General features: G+C 35.5%; 13 protein-coding genes and 1 riboswitch. Of the genes, 1 reads left to right on the forward strand and 12 read right to left on the reverse strand.

The features are described 5' to 3' along the window. Window positions 1-29: 29 nt before the first annotated feature. From NTX65_04110 to NTX65_04150, 9 genes are all read right to left on the reverse strand, one after another. Window positions 30-2,723: a TonB-dependent receptor gene (locus NTX65_04110; protein ID MCX6168500.1), complete on the reverse strand. Its 2,694-nt coding sequence runs from the start codon at window positions 2,721-2,723 to the stop codon at window positions 30-32. A 94-nt stretch (window positions 2,724-2,817) separates the two neighbouring features. After that, window positions 2,818-5,475 carry a T9SS type A sorting domain-containing protein gene (locus NTX65_04115; protein ID MCX6168501.1) on the reverse strand — a complete coding sequence of 886 codons (2,658 nt, stop codon included), beginning with the start codon at window positions 5,473-5,475 and terminating at the stop codon, window positions 2,818-2,820. 68 nt (window positions 5,476-5,543) lie between these two features. After that, complete coding sequence (locus NTX65_04120; GenBank protein MCX6168502.1) at window positions 5,544-7,166, reverse strand: sodium/solute symporter; 1,623 nt, start codon at window positions 7,164-7,166, stop codon at window positions 5,544-5,546. Window positions 7,167-7,293: 127 nt separating this feature from the next. Beyond that, window positions 7,294-8,595, reverse strand: a complete 1,302-nt coding sequence (locus NTX65_04125) for a glycosyl hydrolase (GenBank protein ID MCX6168503.1) — start codon at window positions 8,593-8,595, stop codon at window positions 7,294-7,296. Window positions 8,596-8,642: 47 nt separating this feature from the next. Beyond that, complete coding sequence (locus NTX65_04130; protein MCX6168504.1) at window positions 8,643-11,012, reverse strand: T9SS type A sorting domain-containing protein; 2,370 nt, start codon at window positions 11,010-11,012, stop codon at window positions 8,643-8,645. A 211-nt stretch (window positions 11,013-11,223) separates the two neighbouring features. Then, complete coding sequence (locus tag NTX65_04135; GenBank protein MCX6168505.1) at window positions 11,224-12,681, reverse strand: sigma-54 dependent transcriptional regulator; 1,458 nt, start codon at window positions 12,679-12,681, stop codon at window positions 11,224-11,226. A gap of 21 nt (window positions 12,682-12,702) precedes the next feature. After that, entirely contained in the window at window positions 12,703-14,178 is a 1,476-nt protein-coding gene (locus tag NTX65_04140; GenBank protein MCX6168506.1) for an ATP-binding protein, read from the reverse strand. A gap of 7 nt (window positions 14,179-14,185) precedes the next feature. Further along, entirely contained in the window at window positions 14,186-15,514 is a 1,329-nt protein-coding gene (locus NTX65_04145; GenBank protein ID MCX6168507.1) for an extracellular solute-binding protein, read from the reverse strand. Window positions 15,515-15,524: 10 nt separating this feature from the next. After that, window positions 15,525-17,363 (reverse strand): peptidylprolyl isomerase, encoded by a 1,839-nt coding sequence (locus tag NTX65_04150; protein MCX6168508.1) that lies wholly within the window; start codon window positions 17,361-17,363, stop codon window positions 15,525-15,527. 208 nt (window positions 17,364-17,571) lie between these two features. Between NTX65_04150 and NTX65_04155 the strand changes: the two genes are divergently transcribed. Beyond that, a complete protein-coding gene (locus NTX65_04155; protein MCX6168509.1) occupies window positions 17,572-18,414 on the forward strand; it encodes a glycoside hydrolase family 16 protein in 843 nt (280 codons plus the stop codon). A 608-nt stretch (window positions 18,415-19,022) separates the two neighbouring features. On the opposite strand, the gene NTX65_04160 is transcribed toward NTX65_04155, so the two are convergent. The 3 genes from NTX65_04160 to NTX65_04170 are packed head-to-tail and all read right to left on the reverse strand — an operon-like array spanning window position 19,023 to window position 22,274. Continuing rightward, window positions 19,023-20,039: an ABC transporter ATP-binding protein gene (locus NTX65_04160; protein ID MCX6168510.1), complete on the reverse strand. Its 1,017-nt coding sequence runs from the start codon at window positions 20,037-20,039 to the stop codon at window positions 19,023-19,025. A gap of 1 nt (window position 20,040) precedes the next feature. Beyond that, window positions 20,041-21,093: an iron ABC transporter permease gene (locus NTX65_04165; GenBank protein MCX6168511.1), complete on the reverse strand. Its 1,053-nt coding sequence runs from the start codon at window positions 21,091-21,093 to the stop codon at window positions 20,041-20,043. After that, window positions 21,093-22,274 carry an ABC transporter substrate-binding protein gene (locus NTX65_04170; protein MCX6168512.1) on the reverse strand — a complete coding sequence of 394 codons (1,182 nt, stop codon included), beginning with the start codon at window positions 22,272-22,274 and terminating at the stop codon, window positions 21,093-21,095. The genes NTX65_04165 and NTX65_04170 overlap by 1 nt, the downstream gene beginning before the upstream one ends. Window positions 22,275-22,386: 112 nt before the next feature. Continuing rightward, window positions 22,387-22,585: riboswitch (cobalamin riboswitch) on the reverse strand. Between the last annotated feature and the right edge of the window lie 27 nt (window positions 22,586-22,612).

Raw genomic sequence — 22,612 nt, forward strand, 5'->3', positions numbered from 1 at the left:
ATTTTCTAAAAATAGCTCAGTGCATAGGATTAGAAATTAACATTGAAACCGATGTTGATTCTTCTTGGCGAAGAGTAGTCTCCCGGATTTTTTAAATACTGCTCAATAGTATTTCTTCCGATAATTGGTGCTGCAAATTTCGTATTGAGATCTACTCCTGCTCTACCAGTCGTACTTGATACTCCATATTCATTTTTGATATCGAACAGATTATAAACAAGTACAAATGCGCTTACATCAAAACCAAAAATCTTGAACTGTTTATTTGCTCTTAGGTCAACATTCATTGTATTCGGTTTTCTTCCATTATTTTCAAAACGTAATCCTTGAGAATATCTGGGATCTTCTGTATATGGCGCACCTGAACCATAACTGAATATTATTCCTGCAGTCCAATCCGATGGATCTCCGATAGTTACAGTTGCATTAACTGTATGTGTCTGATCCCAATCCAGTGGAACCACTTTTTTGTTTGATTCAACCGGAGGATTAGCTTGATTATTATAGAATTCAACCATCGGATCCGATGCATTTCCAGATGCTACCTGATATGTATAATCTATCTTGGCACTAAAGAAATCCGCAAATCTTTTATCTAGAGTTATGATTACTCCTTTAACATTGCCATAATCTCTATTAATGAATCGTGCATATGTAAATCCTTCGTATGTTGTAAGAATTTGCATACCAAGCAGATTTCGAATATCGCTGTAGTAAAGAGATACATCAACGGAGACTTCCGGAAAGATTACTTGTTGAAGCCCTAATTCATACTTCACAGTTTTCTGGGATTTCAATTCCGGATTTCCGACACTGGAAGAAAGAGATGAAGTTTGATCAATTAAATAAGCATAATTACTATATAAGTTTTCAAAACTCGGAATCTGGAAAAAATGCCCGTATGAAAAATGAATTGCTCCTCTATCAGACATCGGGAATGAAACTCCGAGACGAGGACTTATCTGATATTCTGATTGTGCATCTCTCTTCACAAAGGCATTGGCAAAATTTTGATTATTCAACGGATTGCGTAAGTCAACCGGTAAGTCTGTGTTTGAACTGAAATAATCGAATCTGACGCCGGCATTAATAATCATTATATCATATTCCATTTTATCCTGAATGAATGCTGAGATTTCGAATGGGTATCTTGTGTAACTCTGATTATATTTTGTGTCAGGATTACTATAACCTAGGGTAAAAATTGCATTACCGGTAGAGTCAATTTGTCCTTCTGTCATATTCCGTATTGTTTTCCAACTATTAAAGATTGTATGAAGTCTTGCTTCTGCACCAAACTTAACTTTATGCTCTTTAGTCAACTGCGATTCCAATGAAATCTGTCCAATGTAGCTTTGTGTATATCTATTGTATCTATCACTCTCATTACCGCCTTGATTAAATGTATAACCCGTAATTGGTGTACCCTGATTGGGTTCAACGTAACGAGGATCGTATTCATCTTCATATAAATAGCCCCAGAACTTATGATTGTTCGATGAGAGCTTTAATGTTGCGTATGTACTTTGAGATGGTAACCATGAAATTTGGAAACTATGAATTGTATTTGTGCGATAATTATTTTTTATTGCATCGGGAGTCCATTTGTAAGCATGGTTGTATCCCTTACTCCAGTTATCATCCCAAAAAATACTATAACTGAATTTCCATCTGTTAAAATTATAAGTCAATTTTCCGTTAAAAGATTTTTTTTCGTATGGATTCATTGGAACAAAAGCGCTATCGCCTGTACCATGATCAATCCATACAGTATTATTCCCTGCTATTGGAAAAGTCGGTCTATCATCATAAACATTATAATATCTTTGTCCATACTCATAACCATCGTCATGATAATATCTGCCCGTAAGAAAGAATGTCAAATTATTTAAGACTTGTGTCGGTCCACTCAAGGTTAATTGAAAATCTCTTGGACCATTTAGATTAGGTTTATTTACATTTTGAAAGATGTCTGTGTGAGTTGTAAAGTAGTTGCCCACATAAGCCGAAGCAGATCCTTCGTATTTTGAGGCACCATCCTTCGTAACAATATTGACAATGCCGGCCATAGCCTGACCATACTCGGCATTAAATGTACCGCTTATAACTTCCATCTCTCGAATAGAGGAGTTTTCAACTTCTACCGACATACCGCCGTTGAAAACATCAGTTACTGTTACACCATCAACCAGATAAGAAACTTCACCGGAACGTCCTCCTCTAAAGTGACCGTTTACAACGCCGGCTTGGAGGTTTACAACTTGATTCAAATTTTCGACTGGCATCAATTTTATTTCTTCTGCTGAAACGATTGCTGTTGATGAAGTTAAATCTTTTGTGACCATTGGTTGTTTTGCCTGAATAACAATTTCACCAAGATTGATTGATGCGGGTGTTAGATCAACATCTAGACGAGTAGTCTGATCAATTCTTATTGAAATTTTTTGAATGGTAACTTTGTGATAACCTATCGATGAAACAACGACTGTGTAGACACCGGGCGAAATGTTGTTGATATAATAATATCCATCGAGGTCCGCCACTGCACCATAGTTTGTGCCGTTGATAAGAACCGTTGCACCAATTACCGGTTCTTTGGTCTCGGAATCAATCACTTTGCCTGCAAGCTTTCCAGTAGTACCCGCATTAATAAATGAAGAAGCAAATAACAACAGTACAAAGCTCAGTTGTAATACACTTCCCGACAACTTGATTCTCTCCATTATATTAATCCTGCACATAATCTATCCCTTGAAAAATTTAAGTTATAGAACAAATGGGGCACCATAGATTCTGGTGCCCCAAAATTGACTTTGATTACTTAATCAACATCATCTTTTTAACACTTGTAAATGAGCTGCTTTCAATTCTGTAAACATAAACTCCAGAAGCGAGACGTGATGCGTTGAAGTCAATTGAATATTTACCTGCATCCTGATATTTGTTTACCAGATCTGCAACCTGACGACCAAGAATATCGTAAATTTTTAAAGTTACGATACCAGCCTTTGCGATAGAGTATTTAATCTGTGTTGTTGGATTGAAAGGATTTGGGTAGTTCTGGTCCAATGAATAACTAAATGGCAATTCTACTTCTATGTCTGTTGTAATTTGGTCCGAATTTCCTAGCCAAGTGTACATTAGTTTTGAAGGATTATTCCATCCGTTATCATTATTAAAAGGTGACCAGCTTATTTGACCTTCGCGATTACCGGCTAAATCTGTACCATTTTTACCGTCATTATCACCTACAACAAAATCGAGCGGAATCTTGTAACCCTCTTTAACATAGATTGAATCCAGAGTGCCTGCCGGTGATCTTCTTAATGCTGCTATATCGCTTATTTTAAGTCTTGCTTCAACAACATAACCTGAGGGGAATTTTTCCTGCCAATAATAGTTTACACCCGGTAATAACAGTGAATCTTTTCCGGTTTCATCGCTACGGGCTCTTACTTTATTAAATCTAAAATGGTAATCTGGTTTTGTTCCATGTTTATATGAGGTATGTTGTTTAGCTTCCTGATTATATAGACCAATTTCTATATCAACAGCATCCAGCGCCCAATTATAACCGGTAGACATATATTGATTATCATCGGCATAAACAATATCGTCATTAACATTAGCTGCGAAATAGAGGTATGTATTGTCCATCGCTAAATACATATCTGCAGAACAATCTGCATTATTCGTAACTGTAAATCCTGTCATTATATGTGCTGAACCATTCTCGGGGAATAATTTGAATGGCGTAACACCGGAGTTAGTCCATTCTTTCAAATCGCCGTCAGCAGTCCAATTCGGAACCGTTAGGATTGGTATTGTAGGAATGCCTTTGGCCATATTTTCCACAGAACTTGTGCTTGAAACCGCACCGATGTTACCTGCTTTATCAACCGCATTAACTGCATAATAAACTGTGCTGCTTCTGTCGGTCTTTGGAGATCTCAAAAGATGCTCAATTACCTGTGTCCCTCTCGGTACATCAAATGCAACAACCTCAACTCCGGGCGCATTAATATTAGTGATGAAAGATTTGCTAGCATAAACATTATATTTTTCTGTCGTTTCATCGGTTAAATCAGTCCATGTTACAAGATTTGAAAAAGTACCCGGGACAATTGCAACAGAAGGTGCAAGAGGAGCAACTATATCAAATATTTGGAAACCGGATTGTTGCATCATTCCGAGCAACATCGTTCCAATTAGTTTTTCCCCTTTTACTCCTGCATCAGGTCCAACTCCAACCCCTAAGACTTCAATTCTGATTTTTGTCATCTTATCTGGATTGAAAGTTTGGTCTCCCTTAGCGCCGTTCGGATTTAAACCCCATCCACCTGTTGGTGGATACTGATCACCATCAGTACTATAAGTCATCTGTTTTAATGGTAAATCATATCTTGTCCAATCAGAAACTTGAGTTAAATCGATAGGAACTTTGGTAATCCATTGTTCTTCATCCGTTCCATTACTCTTTTCAAAAAGAAATATTCTCATAACAGCTCTTTTGGGAACAGTAGTAGTTACAGCTTTCAAATTTTTTATAAATAATGATAAGTAAGTTCTCTCAACAAATTTTTCCGGGGCTGTTACAGGAATATCGAATGCAACAAAGCCGCCCCAATCCTGTGATGCAAAACAGGTGTAATCAAATTTTAATGAACCGGCGGTGCCTTCAACTTTATCTGTTGCTTCATCTGATAAAGTTAATGCACCTTTACCGTCACCAGCCCAACCCATATCGTCGAGCCCAAATTGAGAAGCCATATTAGCAAACGATAGGATTGGTGGGGCATAAGCGTCGCCAGTAACTGCAAAATCATCAAAAAGAATAGAACCGGCTGCAGTTGGACTATTTGTTGGACCGCCAGGAACGATGTAAACTACTGACATCTCCATGCCATTGATTTTATCAAGTTGTAATTCGCCATCACCACTCTGTTCCTGAGGTGACCATGATAAAGTCGGGTCTGTACCAAAATTCAAATCGACCGTAGCCTGCTTCCAGGTACCTGAAGCATCAGCCAAATCGATCGGTAGTTGACGAAGAAACCGGTCTTCTTTACCGTCCTGAATATCGCACAACTTAAATTCCATATAGGTTGCACCTGGTGTAGAAAGAACAATAGGTGTAAGAACTTTGTACCAGAATGTAAATTTTGTGGCAGTAGATAGGTTATAAATTTGCGCCGTTGGTTTAACAACTACGCGCACACAGTATCCGCCCCATCCGTCACCGGCACCAACGTTGTAATCAACTTTTAATGATGCAGTGCCGTTTTTCTTATCAGCAGTGTAATCGGATAAATCCATTTTGGCTACTGCTGAACCTTGATTATTGTAAAAATGTGTAGGGTCTTGGTCCCACCAGCCGCTTGAAACCGAATTATCACATGGTTGAAAAACATACTTTTGAGCGTATGATGATCCAACGATGAGCAGAAATAAAACGAGTGTTAGAAGTTTTTTCATAGTACTTCTCCTTTTGTTAGGTGCCTCATTTATTTATTTAGAACTACTTATTGAGAGTGTTTATTATTTTATACAAAAAGATACCACAAACTCAGCGTCAAGATTATTATCAAACCTGATAGAACTATATTAACTCTTGCATGAGGAATAATTGCTACACCGCGAGTCACTTCCATAGCATTATATTTGTGACCAAAAAGAAAATTGATTTTTGAGGAATTTAATTCTTCACCTTGATTGAAGATATAACTGAGGGAGATTAAGAATAACGAGGTTGCTAAGAATAAAAATATTGTAAAGTGTAAGTAATTTATTTGCGCATAGGCGACTAAAAACGGATTACTGATCATCTCCGACTTATTCAAAAATTCAATTAAAAATCTGGAAACACCAAGAAATTCACCCGCAATTAGTGAGATAAAAGCACTCTTAGCGTTGATTTTCTTTAGTGTCAATCCTAATATAAATACGGCTGTAATTGGTGCACTAATAAACGCTTGAGTGCTTTGTAAAAAAATGTAAATATGCGAATTGACAATCTTGACAAACGGAACGAGCAGAATTAATACACCTACAGTTGTAATGGTTGCCATTCTTCCTACCAATACTAAAGTTCTGTCCGATGCCTCAGGATGTTTTGGCTTATAAAAATCAATTGTGTAGAGTGCAGCTATGCTATTAAAGGCCGCTGACAGAGAGGACATAACTGCAGATAAAAAACCCGCTATGACCAGTCCCTTAATTCCAATAGGTAGAATATTACTTGCTAGGAGCTGTGGATAAGCTTCGTCTCCTTTTATATCAGGATAGAGTGCAAAAGCAATTAAACCGGGCATAACTAGTATAAAGATTGGTAAAATCTTTAGAAATGAAGCTACAATTGTTCCGGTACGAGCATCATTAATACTTTTTGCACCCAGAACTCGTTGCACTATGTATTGATCTGCACACCAATACCAGAAAGCAATTATTGGAGCACCAAAAATAATCCCGGTCCATGGGAAGTCGGGATCGCTCATTGGTTTGAACATTTGAAAATGTTCGCTTGGCAGTCTTTCGCGTAGTCCTGCAAGTCCACCAACTTCGTAAAAACTAAATATTGTTAATACAAATGCGCCCACGATCAAAACAATTCCTTGAAATACTTGAGTACGTACAACAGCAGAGAAACCGCCGACTAAAGAATAGATTCCTGTAAGAAGAACAATAATAACAGCAGAGGAAAAAAAGCTTAGTCCGAATATTTTGTTGAAAAGAATTCCGCTTGCAAATAGTGTTACTAATAACTTGGTTATAAAGTAAGTAAGGATTGAAAGTCCAGAGAAAAGTTTTCTGCTAGAAGCATCAAATCTTTTTTCTAAAAATTCTGGTGTAGTAAGAATACCTGCTCTTTTATAAATAGGTGCAATGAACCATCCAAGAAGTATTAAAAGAAAAATCGCAATCAGCTCAAATTGAGCTACTGCCAATCCTCGTGATGCACCCTGCCCTGCCAGTCCTATTAAATGTTCACTTGAAATGTTAGTTGCAAAAAGTGATATACCAACTACAAACCAACTTAGATTTCTACCTGCTAAAAAATAGTCTGTTAAGTTTTTATCTCTATTGCGCAAGTATAGTCCAATCCCAAGAACGGCAACAAAGTAAATTAGAATTATTAGATTATCGTAAATGCTAATGGGGTTATTCATAAATATTCATTAAACAAAAATAGTACCGTTAATGAATTGAGAATTTCTTCTGAATTGTTATGATATTAGAGATGATTTGAATGATCAATTATTAATTTGATAATCCGTGGTTATTAATCTAATAAGTCTATTTAAGCAGCATTAACTTTTTACTTTTAGAATGGATTCCAGATGAAAGTGTATAGATATAAATTCCAGTTGACAGTTTAGATGCATTAAAATTAACGGTGTAATTTCCTGGGTCTTGGTACTTGTTTACAAGTTGCATTACTTCCCTTCCGAGTAGATCATAAATTTTCAATGTTACATGACTTGGCTCTGAAATAGAATATTGAACATTTGTACTTGGATTGAATGGATTGGGATAATTTTGTTTAAGGATAAATTCTGTTGGTAATTGATTATCTTCATCAACATTAGTTGCTGATATAGTGGATAAGAAATACGGGTCAGCAATGTAATCTTGATAGGCTTTAAGTGCGGCATCTGATGAGTTGATTCGCCAATCAGTCCAAACCGTTCCTTCCGTTTTTGCAACATGAAACCATGTAACAGCTTTGATATGAGGAAAATTGAATCTTAGATTCAGATAGTATGCTTGTTTAATCCACTCTGCTTTATCTGCCGTTCCGCTTCCTTCTACTGAAGCAAATTCTCCAATCATCAATGGTTTTTTATAACTATCAAACTTATTGTAGAGCGCCGTATAGATATCCTTGAATTGTACCCAGTTCGACCATGTTTGTGATTTACCAAAATTATATCCATCAAAGCCAATCCAATCAACGTAATCATCGCCGGGATAATATTCTTCAGGCTCATTCCATGCGGCATTGGGTGCACTTCCATTATTAGGGCACCAAATCCAGGCAACATTTGTAACACCTTCGCTTTTAAATAGATCATGAACACGTTTGTATGCAGCAATAAATCTTTCAGGACCATCCGCTTTGCCTGGATCTCCGAAACCGTTTAATGTTCCGCTCCCGTTTTTGGCGCCACCGTAGGTATACCAATCTCCGTTCATCTCGTGACCAAGACGAATGAAGAGTGGCTTTCCCCAATTTCTCACCTGATCGGCATAACCTCTTATATAACTATCGTAATTCCCTTCTATTATTCCATCAAGAGGATATGGAAAACCGCTCACTTGACACATCCATGTTATATGAGGTACTGCCCCGTTACTACTGATCTCATTACACTTCGTTATTGGGAAATCGGGTAATGAAGGATTTAAAGGCCATCCCATGAAAAACATTTCGATAGCAATATTTTTTTTCGCCAAAGTCTCAAATTGCTGCTGGCTATTGTCCCCGGTAAATGCTGCATGATAACAACCAGTAGCCGGAATTGGAATTTGTGCAAATAGAAAAGTTGCCAATGAAAAATTAATTATGAAAAAATTTCTGATATGTGAAAGGGACATTTTTTCTCTACCTGAATTAGAAAGAATTCAACAATTGTTGTTGAATATCATTTAATAAAAACCATTTTCTTTGTAGAAACAAATTTACCGGCTTGTAATCTATAGAAATATACATTGCTGGATAATTGAGAATTAAGAATTGAGAATTGAGAATTATAATTCCCAGCCGATTGTTTAGCATCAACAAGTGTAGCAACTTTTCTTCCGAGGAGATCGTAAACGATTAGCGTAACATAACTATCTGATGCCAACTGATAACTGATAACAGTACTGGGATTAAATGGATTAGGGTAGTTCTGTTCCAAACAAAATTCAGTAGGTAGTCTTTCTGTTTGGTTTTCTTCAACACTTACAATCAAACCATCTTTAGTTGCATACGGAAGGTATGTACTTCTTAAATTTGCCGCAACCGGTTTTTCGGTTAAACGATCCATCGAGATCAAACCCATCGTTTGATAACCGTTCGACTTGTACTGGTACCAATCAAACGCACACCACCAGGTTGTTCCCATAAGAAATCCGCTTGGAATTGGATTGCCATTAATATCATAAGGAGCATGAAGTTTGAATGCATTGAAAGTCTGCGTCAATACATTTGACTGTTCCGCAGTTGATGATCCGTTTTCCGATGACCAGTAACCAAATTCAGTTGCAATTAATGGTTTATTCGGATTAGCAATCTTCGCATTATTCAAAAATGAATAAGTTGGACCAAAGTAACTTCCACCTCCACCTTGTGGGTAGAAGATACCATAATAGAGTGTCCATCCGGCAACATCTAGAGGCAGCATTGTGGGATCGCTTGGTCCCGGCCTGTCGGCAGCAGCCGATTGAGTAAGTAATCTTCCGTCATTATAAAATGTTTCGTGATCATAATTAATTGCATTATTATAAACCAATCTTCCGGTTTCTTCCTTACATTCATTCGATGTACTCCACATTATTACAGATGGTCTGTTATAATCTTTGAAGACCATTTCTCTGAACATCTGCTGATGAATGTGGCGCAAATTGTTTTGAATACTGAAAGATTCCGGTGTATCGAATTGCCACACTGGTATCTCTTCCATTACTGCAAGGCCTACTCTGTCTGCAATCAGATAAGTATAAGGATGGTTAGGATAATGTGCAGTGCGAAGATAGATAGCGTTCAATCCTTTTATTGTATTAAGATCAGAAAAAATGATTTCCTTTGGAACACTTCTTCCATAAAGCGGATGCTCTTCATGGCGGGCAACTCCGGGTAGGAACATTACTTTGTCATTAAGCGTAAATTTACCTTGATTGGTTCCAACTGTTCTTATTCCAAATTGGGTGTAATATTCATCAATCACTGTCGTATCAGTAGAACTATTTGTAAGTGTAACCTTCATTACGTAAAGGTTTGGTGATTTCATTGACCATAACTTTGGATTTAGAAGCTGATGATAGAAACGTACAACTGTGGCACCATTCTCATTAAGTTTTGTAAGTGAACTGGCTATTCCATTCAAAGCAATTTCGTTCCCAATGATATCTTTGGCAAATTCAGATTTAATATTATTTTCATTTACAGTCGCTTCATAAACCTTGAAATTCACATAAACATTTTTAGCAGTTCCTTTGTTATTAAGAATAACAGTAGTCACAATATTTCCATCAAGATCTTTCGGGACAATATTTGTCCTTAGAATTGAAATTGGATCAGCGATTTCAAGATAAACATCATGAATAATTCCGGAATAGTTGAACCAATCGCATTGTGTATATGGGACAATGTCATTACGTGTGTTCCACGCGATATTATCTACACGTACAGCAATCGTATTTGTCCCGCCATAATTGAGTACAGATGACACATCAAATGCAAATGGAGTATAACCGCCTTCATGATAACCAATATATTGATCATTAATCCAGACATCGCAGATGTAATTCACCGAATAAAAAATCAGTTTTATAAATTTACCTGCATTTGCAGTATCAACATTAAATGTCTTTCTATACCAGATTCCGTCTGTATAAAATTCTGGAGGTTTCGGAAATATATTCATCTTGTTTTCTACACCCGGAAGTGTTTTTATTTCCCATGATGAATCGTCGTAATTTGAAAGTTGGCGGTTTGCGGCTTCAGTTACAATGTTAGCCAAACCGGCAGCATCACGCTTCGCCATAGAAATATTATCATTTGCAGCAAATCTTTGTTTCTTCCAGTCACCGGCAAGATTGATCATGGTCCTTGATTGTTTTTCGAAAGTCGGAACCGGAAATCCATTTTGAAACGGAATGAATAAATCATTTGTGCCATGAACACCGCCTTCCATATCCACTAAACTCAAAGTTGGTTCCAATGTGGCTGTTTGTGCCAATGTAATTCCACTACCGATTAAAATCAGTCGTAAGAGAATAACAATGATTGTAATTATTGATCGCCGCATAAAATCCTTTTGGGGATAAAGATGACAAACTTATTTTTCAAAAAGGGTACCAGGAAATAAATTGAAATTTGTGCGAAATTGGAAAGTATAAGAATAATATGAAGTTCTATATTAAAATTACTTATTAGATTGATAATGGTCCGTTATGATTTTAATAACGTACCCAGATATGCTCTATCTATAAAAAAGTTTAGTGATATAATTTTTACGGTTATTTCAATTTAAGCTCTTTACACATTCTATAATAGTTGGGCGGAGCGAGTCCAAGTTTTTTGGCTGCATCGGCATCAGACTCCGATTGTAATCGAATATACTTGAAATATTTTTCTCTGAAAATCTTCTCCATATGTTTCAGCGGCTGAAGTCCTTCAGGCAGATTGAAATTCATTCCGTCATTAGTAAAGTGATTTTCATTGAGAGATGTACGTTTACCCAATGCAGTTTGAATTAATTGAGTAGTTACAATTTTTTCATCATAGAAGAGTAAACGCTGAATCAGGTTCTTTAATTCGCGCACATTTCCTTGCCATTCAAAATTTATAAGAAGTTTCATTGCTTCTTCTGATATGACTGGCATCTCTTTACCCATATCAACAGAATACTCATTCATGAAATAGTCTACCAAATAATGGATATCTTCTTTCCTTTCACGTAATGACGGTACATGAATAGGCACAACATTCAACCTATAGAATAGATCCTCTCGGAATTTTTTATCGCGAACTTCATCTTCAAGATTTCTATTTGTTGCAGAAATCACTCGGACATCAACTTTTATTTTTTCAGTACGCCCAATTTTCTCAACCTCTCCTTCCTGTAGAACCCGCAAGAGTTTTACCTGAGCGGATAGCGGCAATTCGGAAATTTCATCAAGAAAAATCGTACCGTGATTAGCCATCTCAAAAAGTCCGGGTTTACTTTTTTCCGCACCTGTAAATGCTCCTTTCTCGTAACCGAACAATTCGCTTTCAATTAACTGATCGGGAATACCTCCACAATTGATTGGAACAAAATTTTCATATTTACGAGGACTAAGGTAATGTATATTGTAAGCTACCAATTCTTTTCCGGTTCCTGAAGATCCGGTAATTAAAATTGGAGCATTACTATTTGAATATTTTGCAATCTGTCCGTTTAATTCCTTTATAGAGGAAGAAACACCGATTATTTTCTTGCTTGAAAGTATATCTTCAACATTTTTATGAAGTTTTTGATTTGATTTCTGTTTTTCCTTGATAAGCTTTTTTCTCTCATAAGCATTGATAATGCTCATTATAAAATCTGTGGGCTGATAAATATATTGTTCAATATCTCCGGGATATTTCGTACAGTACCAGAATGCACCCGCTTCAATTAGATTATTTGCAAATTCATAATCAGTAATATTAGTGGTCATCTTTGTTATAACAATAATTTGAAGGGCTGAATCACAATCCTTTATTTTTTTTATAAGATGAGCTCCGCGCAATCCTCCTGCTATTTGAAAATCCATAATTACTACATCATAAAAATTTTTTTTTAATTCAAGCAGTTCAATAGCAGAACGACCATCAGAGACTACATCCATTATTTTAATTCTATTCTCAAAGGGTTTGATTGTATTTTCAACTCTTCGTACATCAAAGTCTTCATCCTCAATCAACAGAACTTTTATTTGATTATCAGGCATTATTTTCTTCTCCAATAAAACTTAGTGTGGAATTCCAATTGTGAATTTGCATCCAAAGTTTTCAAGGTTTTCAACGTCAATACTCCAGCCGCATCTTTGTTTAGAAATTTCATAGGCAATATAACAACCATATCCGGATGATTGTCCTGTTGTTTTTGTTGAAACGTTTTCAAGAAATAATTTTTTGATGCCAAATTCATCCTGCTCCATAAGCTCCGGAAGAATTCCTGGACCGTTATCGGAAATTAGAAGAGCTGAAGAGTTGGTTTGCGGATCATACTTTGTTTCTACATGAATAATCAACTCAACGTCGCCTCCATGATCAATGCTATTTTGAAGTAGTGGTTCGATTACCTCCCAAACAACAAATTCATTTATACCGAGCGGTGGAATTCTTTTATCCAGATTCAGGTTAATTTCAAATGCACCCGATTTTCTAGCTGTCCTGTTAAAAATATTTTCTACAATGAAATGGATTACTTCATTCAGGTCTGTTCTGAATGACGAATTTCGAATTGTTTGAACCGGTGGATCGTACCATTTCATATCATAAATTACTCGAGAAATAAAATTGGAGTAACGGGAAACTCGATACTGAATTTCGTTAATATTTTCAGGCGAGAGCATTCTGAGATCATCTTTAATAAAACCCATTACCTTTTCGGCTTTATGGTGTGTATGATAGATACGTTTTGTGAACATAGCTTCTTTCTCATGTTCAATCACCTGTTTAATTCTATTTTCATGTTCTTCCAATAATAATTTTTGAGTTTCGTCTCGCTCTTTTACAGTATAAGTTGAGATATAATACATGGTTAATAAGCCGAGAAGAAAAAGCGCCGAATAAATTAAAGATGTCTCTTCATAGTTAGAAACAATTTCGCGCTGTATGAAGGAAACATCGGCAGTATTACGCATATAAAGTGCGCCAATAAATTCGCCGCTGGGAACAAAGGGAACAAATATGTGATAAGTTTGCTTATCACTTAATATATTAATTATTTGTTCACTCTTGATGAGTTCAGTTTTAACGCTGTCATATAGCTTAATAGCCTGTCTGTGGCGATTTGTCGCATCAGGTAAATCGATCTTCTGATTGAAGATAAACGAAAATAGAACGCGCCCGTCGTCAATCGCACGAACTTTTTTACCATCATTTACAAGCAGACAAATCTCTTCAACATTTTGCTGAAGGACTTGCTGATTTAGGATAATGTCAAAGAATTGAATAATCCTGCGTTTATCTGTTTCATCTACAGGTGTGTTTAACTTCGAGGTTTCCAATAAAAGTTCGAGTGTTGTAGTACTCAGATTTGCAAATCTCTCTGCGGAATGTTTTTGAAACCACTCCTGTGTGTTCTCAACAAAGTTATGAAGTGATGCTTTATGCACATAGGCGAGAACAAGCTGAAAAATTATCAGTCCTATAAAAAGCACGGTTAAGTGCCTAAACTCAAAGTGATATTTTTTAAGATTTTCAAATAATTGGTTTTTCATTTAACTATTATTTTATGAATACATCACCGGAGTTAATAATTCGCTGGGCTTTACCAAGCGCTTCCTTCACACCAATTTTGTTTTGGATTGCTAAATTTAAGTATGATGCAATTATATCGGAACATTTCGTATACTTCTCAGAAAATGGTCTGTGAACGCCGCTCTTTAGAATTTTATTGTAAAATTTCAATTCCGAATGAGTTTCTAGAAATACAGTATCCGAATACATGGTTTTTCGAATTGGCAAGTATCCGCCAACTTCGTAGAATATTTTCTGCTCTTCATTACTTAACAGAAATTTTACAAACTCTATCACTTCGTTTTTCTTTGTCGAATATTTAGACATCATCAAATTCCAGCCACCGATAATACTTGCCGGTCTACCTTCCTTAAAATGAGGCATCGGCGCTTTTTCATAGATATTCGAAACATCCTGATTCTTCACATTTTTTCTGTACCATTCATAAAATCCCGGCCACCCTCTTAGAAAAACATCCTGATTATTCACGAAATGAAAATAGCTCTCTGTTTCACGAAAGTCTGTAATTTCTTTTGGCGAAAGTTTATAAGTTTTTTCAAGGTCAACCAAAAGTTGAAGTGCGTTTTCAGCTGCCTTCGTATTCAAGCTAACAGTGTCGTTGACGAACAATTTTTCATTCTGGGATTCCAGCATCTCAACAAAACTGCACATTAATCCTTCATAATCATCTGCCGGATAGACATAAATAGGATGTCCATAAGATTTTAACTTTTGACCAATTGTAATGAATCTATCCCATGTTATAAAATTATCAAGTTCGTTCCTAACTGCATTATAATCCGGAAGTTTTTTGAGAAGCAAGCTGTTGTAATACAAAATTCCAATATCGAAATATAAAGGCATTGCCACAAGTTCATTTTCATAATAACATGTTTTCATTGCCTGATCGACTATCAGTTTCCGCTGTGATTCCGGAAAATATTTGCTTAACGGTTCAGTCCATTTTGCAAAACGCGGCACCCAGATTTGATCAACCGAAAAGAGATCCAAGCGATCGCTGCCGCTTCTAAGATAACGGATAAGAAGTTCTTTCCTTTCATTTGTACTGAATTTCTCGAATGGTAGATCAATAGGTATAACCTCAATTTTCCCTTTATTCAATTCGTTAAAGTGAGCTATTATCAGTTTATGACTTTGAGAAATATTATCAACGAAATATATTTTCTTGACTTCTCCATTACTTACCTTGAAATAATCGCTGTACAAAAACATAACTACCAATACAGTAATTACAAGAAAAGTAATTGCTGCAATTGAAATATAAAATCTTTTAATATTGGTCTTAATTTTCAACATAAGATTTGAATTATAGAATATTCTTTTTTTTCAATTGCTCAAATTTTTTGAACCAGCTTGAGAAGTTTGGTGTGAATGGTACAGCCAGAAGTTGACCACCAAAACCAAATCTCCGCAGAACAATCATATTAATGGAAGAGACTTTTATCGAGTTCAATGCTGCGTCGTTAATCTTTACTCCGTATGATGCCGCAAGCTTTGCTGTAGTTTCATCGAGGTTCTGATACATCTTCTCGGTTTTCAAAATATTTTTTACGTCTTCTTTGGCTTCCTCGAATGTTGCTACTTTCTCTTTTTTGCCTTCTCTTTTTTCTAATAATTTGATGAGCGAGTATCCCTCTGGAGATTTAATTGGTCCATATATTTCTCCAATTTTCATCCGGGAAACTGCTTTTCCTATTTCACCTTTTTCGGATTCCTTAAAAAATCCCGATATGCCTTCCTGAGCTTTTAAAGAATCGTTCGATGCATATTTTTTTGCCAGGAATTTGAAGTCTATCCCCATATCTAATTCGTTTAGTACTGTTTCGATAGTGCTCAGATCATTTGTGTTAATCTCAGCAATATTAAATTCGTCCGGTTGCAGAATTACCTGATTTGCTTTCACAAAAAAATTGTAAGCTTCATCATCGGTTACTGATATATCTTTATAAACCTTTTTCATCATCTCATGAGCCAGGTAATATTCTCTCCACATTTTCAATTCAGAAGCGACTTCAGGTAATTTATCGTATCCGCGTTTTTTTGCTTCCCGCGCGAGCATTTCGTTTTGAATATAAGAACTGATGTAAGAATTCAAGCGGTTTTTAATTTGAGCTGAATCAATCGAGTAAAATTCAAAATCTTGAAACGCCAGATAATCAAACATCTTAGATAATGTGATAGGATCTTTCGGAAATTTGATAATTATTTCATTCAATTCTTTCGAATCAAATGAATTTTTGATTTGAGGAATATCTATTTCGCCGATTTTATACTTGCCTCCCTTATCCTTAACAATTCTCATTTTATTTTCATTTAGATAGCTCATAATTACATTATACAGTTTTTCTACTTTTGGACGATCTGCATTAATTACAATTCCCTTAAAAAATTGCTTGTGAAATGCCTGGTAGATTTTATCTTCACTTCGCGATTTGATTACTTTTTCAATTTTTGATTTGTCGCTTTCATCCAGTTCCATTTTTGTCGTGATGGAATATATTTTACAGATGTACCAACCTTCTCGGAGTTCTATAGGAGAAGTGATTTGCCCGACATCAATCTTATAAATTGCATTTTCCATTTTTTCATTCATTGTACCGAAAGTAACTTCAGCGGCTTCTTTCTGCTCTAACTTTTCCGGTCGTGTTGTAAGAATTGAATCGAATGATGCACCCAATCCAATTTCAGAATAGATTTTTTCAATTTCTTTCTTATCCTGAGAAAAGATGAATTTGGTTCGAACACTTCTCCTCATCCGGATTCGTCCTTTTATAATTGCCGAATCGGGTAAAGTTATTTTATCAAGAACTTCTTTTTTATATAAAGCATCTCTGAGATAGACATTCGTCAAATTTTCCATTGTTGCACGGAAATTTTGTAATCGATCTATTCCTTCTATAGTAGCGGCTTGTGCTAATAATTTTTCCGCAATTAGTGTGTGTAAGAAATTCTTTTTGAAAGATGTTGAATCAAAAGCATTATCTGTTCGAACATGCGGTACAAACTCATATCGTTTTTTGTATTCTTTTTTAGTAATGGTAACGTCACCTGCTTTAGCCACAATCTCACTTGAAGATTGTGAAAAGAGATTGGACATTCCCACAAAGGATATTAAGAGAAAAGTTAGAATCTGTATAGAACGCATAATTTTATTTTCACACGTTTATTAATAACTAAGAACAAAATAACGAAAAAATAAATTTAACAACTGTTGCTAAAAATTTATCAATATCTCGGACTAACTTTTTTACTTGCACTATTATACCACATTTTTCCAACCACTTGTAGAATCGAATAAAATTTATGTAATTTTCTCGTGCAATTCTTCTTTCTATTTTTTTTATGAGGTTTCCATGAATAGTAGGATATTATCTTCAAGTATAATTTTTCTGACATTTTTTTCCACAAGTTGTAAATCGCAATCCTCCGAACCTTCTAATGAAAAAGATTCTACTGAAATTCCTGGATGGAACTTAGTTTGGTCTGATGAATTTAATTATACAGGTTTACCCGATCCAAAGAAATGGGGCTATGATGTCGCAGCTCCCGGCTGGGTTAACAATGAAGCTCAAGCGTATTTCGCAAATAGATCTGAAAATTCCAGAGTTGAAAATGGTAAACTTATTATTGAAGCAAGGTTGGATAACTATAACAATAGCCTTTACTCTTCTGCTCGAATTGTAACAAAAAATCGTGGTGATTGGACATACGGGCGATTTGAAATTCGCGCTAAACTTCCTGCAGGAAAAGGAACATGGCCTGCAATCTGGATGCTACCAACTGTATGGAACCTTGGCAACGGCAGTTGGCCGGATAACGGTGAGATTGATATTATGGAACACGTAGGGTATGACCAAGGCGTTATTCACGGATCAACTCACTGTAACAAATATGTCTGGACAAACGGAAATCAAAAAACTGGGACAATGAAAGTTGATGATTGTTCGACGGCATTCCATAATTATATATTAGAATGGTCTGCAAATGAAATTAAAACTTATGTTGACGGCACACTTTATTTTGTTGTTAACAATGAAAATAAAGGATGGCAATACTGGCCTTTCTTCAAAGATTTTCATTTGATATTAAATCTTGCAATTGGCGGTACTTGGGGTGGTACACAAGGAATTGACAATAATATTTTTCCACAAAGAATGGAAGTGGAATACGTTAGAGTTTATAAAAAAACGGAATAGAGCTCCAACTCAAGACTTTATCTGTAATTTGAGTAGTACTAATATTTGCATGTCCAATGAGATCTCTTATTACAATAATTAGAGTTTCATCATTCGACAAATTGCTTACATAGCTGTGCATTAGTTTATGAAAGTGAACTCTTTCTTCAAGATCTGCTTTTATAAATCATTCCTTAAATATTCATGAAACAAAATATTTATTGTCAAGGAATCCATTAGATTTTGTGAAGACAAACTCATGGATTGATGGTTCTTCTCTTTGACAATTTGAAAGTGACTCGGATACTTCAACGTAAAAAGTGATTATTCTACTCTTCACAATTTTTAATCTAACGAGATAGCTCTTTGAGAATATATTAGAATTATAAAATAAGTACAGTAAGTGACCGGCAAATGATATCACAAAGATGACAGATATGAGGAGATATCAGACGAGATATTAAGAATGCAGCTTAAAAATGGTGCCAGTCAGTGGTCGAACACGAAGTTCTTTAAATTATTTAACAAACAATTTTCCTCGTGATCTTTGAGGGGGATATCTTACCATTGAAATGTGCTCTACGATAATTTGCTCAATTAGAACAACAATTAATCATTCAATCTTGCTCTCACATTTTTTTAAAATATTTTATCAATTCATTGATAGAAGAAAACTGATGTGATTCCGAATTTATTTCAAGATTCCAGAAAAGTCTGTCGTTAACTTTTTCTATTTGAATTTCTGCAGCTATCTTTTGGTCTCCTTCTGTAGAGATACCAATTCTTTCAAGGGCACGTTCAGTCCAGATAACTTCAAGTTGATCCCCCTTAACATTAATTCTTGTATCAGTTGCTCGGTCAATCTTAAAGATTCCTCTTTGAGGATAAAATTTGACTTCTTTTTTATTGAATGCTTTCTCGAAATGACCGTTAATGACGAGGTCTTCGGGGGCATCAACTTCAATTCTTTGGTCTTTCGTGATTAACCAAATAACATCAGCCGTCTGTAAAGCAAGATCAAGATCGTGAGAAGAAAAAATTATCGCTTTGTTAAATTGTCTTGTCATGGATTTGATCAGATCCAATATTTCAATTCTTGTTGGTATATCAAGATAAGCGGTTGGTTCATCCAATAAAATCAAGGGTGTGTCCTGTGCTAAAGCTCTTGCAATCATAACTTTCTGTTTGAACCCATCACTTAGTTCTGTAAATAATTTGCTCTTGTATGGTGTCAAGCCGGTTATATCCAGTATATGATTGATTATTTTAAAATCGTTCTCGGTTAACATACCGAGCCAATTGTTATGTGGATAACGACCCATGCTAACTAAAGAAAATACAGAAATCCCATCTGCACTTAAGTTCTCTGTTAAAACAATACTAAGAACTTTAGCGAGTTGAGGTCTTTCGAATGATTTAATTGATTTGTTCTCAATATATATGTCGCCTAAAATCGGTTTTTGTACACCCGTTAAAGTTCTTAACAATGTTGATTTCCCGCATCCGTTCGATCCGAGTAGACAGATCAATTCCCCTCTTTCAACAGATAAATTTAATCCATCTAAAAGAATGTAATCATTAGATTTTTTTACTTTATATCCAACAGCTAAATTTTTAGTAAATAATATTGGATTCGGTTCTGGCATTTTAATCCATTGCAATTGTGTGTTTAATTTTTCGCTGTTGAAGAATAATCCACATCACGACCGGTGCACCAACAAGAGAAGTTACAATGTTGATCGGAATAGTTTGATCATTCCAAATCAATTGCGAAATTATATCACAAAAAAGCGCAAGACTGCTGCCAACCAACGCTACAGCGGGAATAAGAATTTTATGATCATATTCATTCATCATTTTTCTTGTCATATGAGGGACTGCTATTCCGATAAAAGCGATGGGACCGCAAAATGCCGTAATAACTCCGCCAAGAATTCCAACAATTACTATTATCAATAATCTTATTACTTTTAAATTCATCCCCATGCTAACAGCATAATTTTCACCAAGTAAAAAAAGATTCAGCGATTTTGATAAAAGAAAAGCTATAGTTAAACCGAATAGAATGGTAGGGATTAATATTAATAGATCACTCCAAATTACATTCCCAAAATTTCCCATTCCCCATATTACAAATCCTTGCAGAGCTTCCGGCGAACTAAAATATTTTAGAATGCTCTCAAAAGCACCAATTATGTATCCGAGCATTAAACCGAAAATTAGCAAAGTTATATTGCTGCTTATTTTTTTTGAAATAAATGTAATTAACACCAAAATAACCGATGCACCAATTCCGGCGGCAACAGTAGTACTAAGTTTGTTAAAAATATTACTCAAGAAAAAAAGATTTAAGCCCAAGAAATTAGCAGTTAAAATCACCAACGCAACTCCAAGACTTGCGCCGGAACTAATTCCGAGAACAAATGGATCCGCCAGCGGGTTTCTAAAAAATGTTTGCATCAATAATCCGCTTACCGACAAAGCGCTTCCTGCTAAAACGGCAGTGATTGCTTTGGGAATTCTAAATGCTGTTATAATTGTTGCCCACGTTGAATTCCTTGAAGAGGAACCGGTTATAATATTAAATGCGTCCATAATTGGAATTCTTACCGAACCTAATAGAATATCGAAGAAGAAAAAAATCCCCAGCAATAACAAGAAAAATGTGAACGTGATTTTATTTCTACTCAGCAGGGTCATTAATTATCCAAGAGTTTTTTATAATATTTTAATTTATACTCGGGTAAAAGTTCCGGATGAAATATTTTGATTAGATCACTCAAGACAAGATCACAATTTAAAATGCCTGTTTCCCAATATTCATAAAAACCAAATTTATTTAATGATGCATTATTGTTGTAAATATTTTTATTCCTATAAGATTTGAACATTGAATTGCGCGAATCATTTTTTAATGCGTCACTTAACTTTGTCCAAAAAAGAACATTCACCCAAAAATCGGCATCGTGAGCTTCTTCAAATACTTGTTCATAATTCAGTCTTAAACTACCGGATGATTTATTGTCCTTCCACAGATATTCAGCTCCGGCATCATTTAGAAGTTTGGACATATAACTATTTCCCCCGGGTTCGTACCAAACGCCGCCAAAAATTGCTTCCGTAAATACCGTCGGTCTAAAAGATATATTTTTTGTTAATTCCGTTAATTTGTTATAGTGATCCGCGATGCCGTTAAATACTTCATTCGCTTCTTTTTCTTTATCGAAAAATGCTGCGACAAATTTTATCCACTCAGCCCTGGCGAGAGGAGAATTCTCCAGATGAAATGTTGCTGATGCAATATGGATTCCATTCTGAATTAATTTCGGATTGCCGTCAATAAAAGGATTGCCGATTCCGTATGTGAATACCAAATCCGGTTTAAGATTGAAAACTTTTTCAATATTCAGTTCGTATGAATCACCCACTTCGGTTATTTTTCCGCGATCAATCAAATCTCTAGCATGGGATGAATAAATATATTTTGAATTATCAACGGCAACGATGTTATCTATTGAATTTATTTTATCCAGAAATCCGACATAGATTGATGTCAAAACAATTGCCGAATTGATAGGTGTCCTTATCACTTGTGCGTTTTCATAACCTTTAGGTATTGAAACTTTTTTCGGAACAAGAAGATATTGGAAAGATTCTTTACGGGAGGATTCATGCGTAAACACAGTTATGACTTTTGCACTGTCCAGATATTCGATATCAAAGCTTTTGGAGTATTCAATCTTCAGTTGATTTTTGTAAATGCTTCTTGAATTGGACTTTGTCTTTGTGGCATCGTCGGAATTTTTTTTATCTGTACATGAAGCGCAAAAACAAAGAACGCACAAAAGAATTACAGGTCTAATTAGTTTGAATGGAATCATTTTCTTTGGACTCACTTTTTAAAATAATGCGAACAAACTGAGTAAAGAATTAAGAAGGATTTAAGTTAGAAATTCAGGCACATAAACCATCCTTAGCTTTTTACCCGAAAGCATTGAATTAATAAATAATGGCAGGTCTTCTGACTCGCTTCCTTTTACCAGTCTTCACATTCCATACGGAACATTGACCAAGGTTGGTAAACATTATTATTGAAGCTAACAGCAGCGGGTACTGTTAAGGATTTTCACCTTATTCCCTTTTAACTCAATTACAAGAAATGTAATTGACGGCCATTATTTGTGTTTGTAATATAAATCTATATCAGTTTTCGCACAAG

This window comes from Ignavibacteriales bacterium, assembly GCA_026390795.1.
GTDB lineage: Bacteria > Bacteroidota > Ignavibacteria > Ignavibacteriales > Melioribacteraceae > Fen-1258.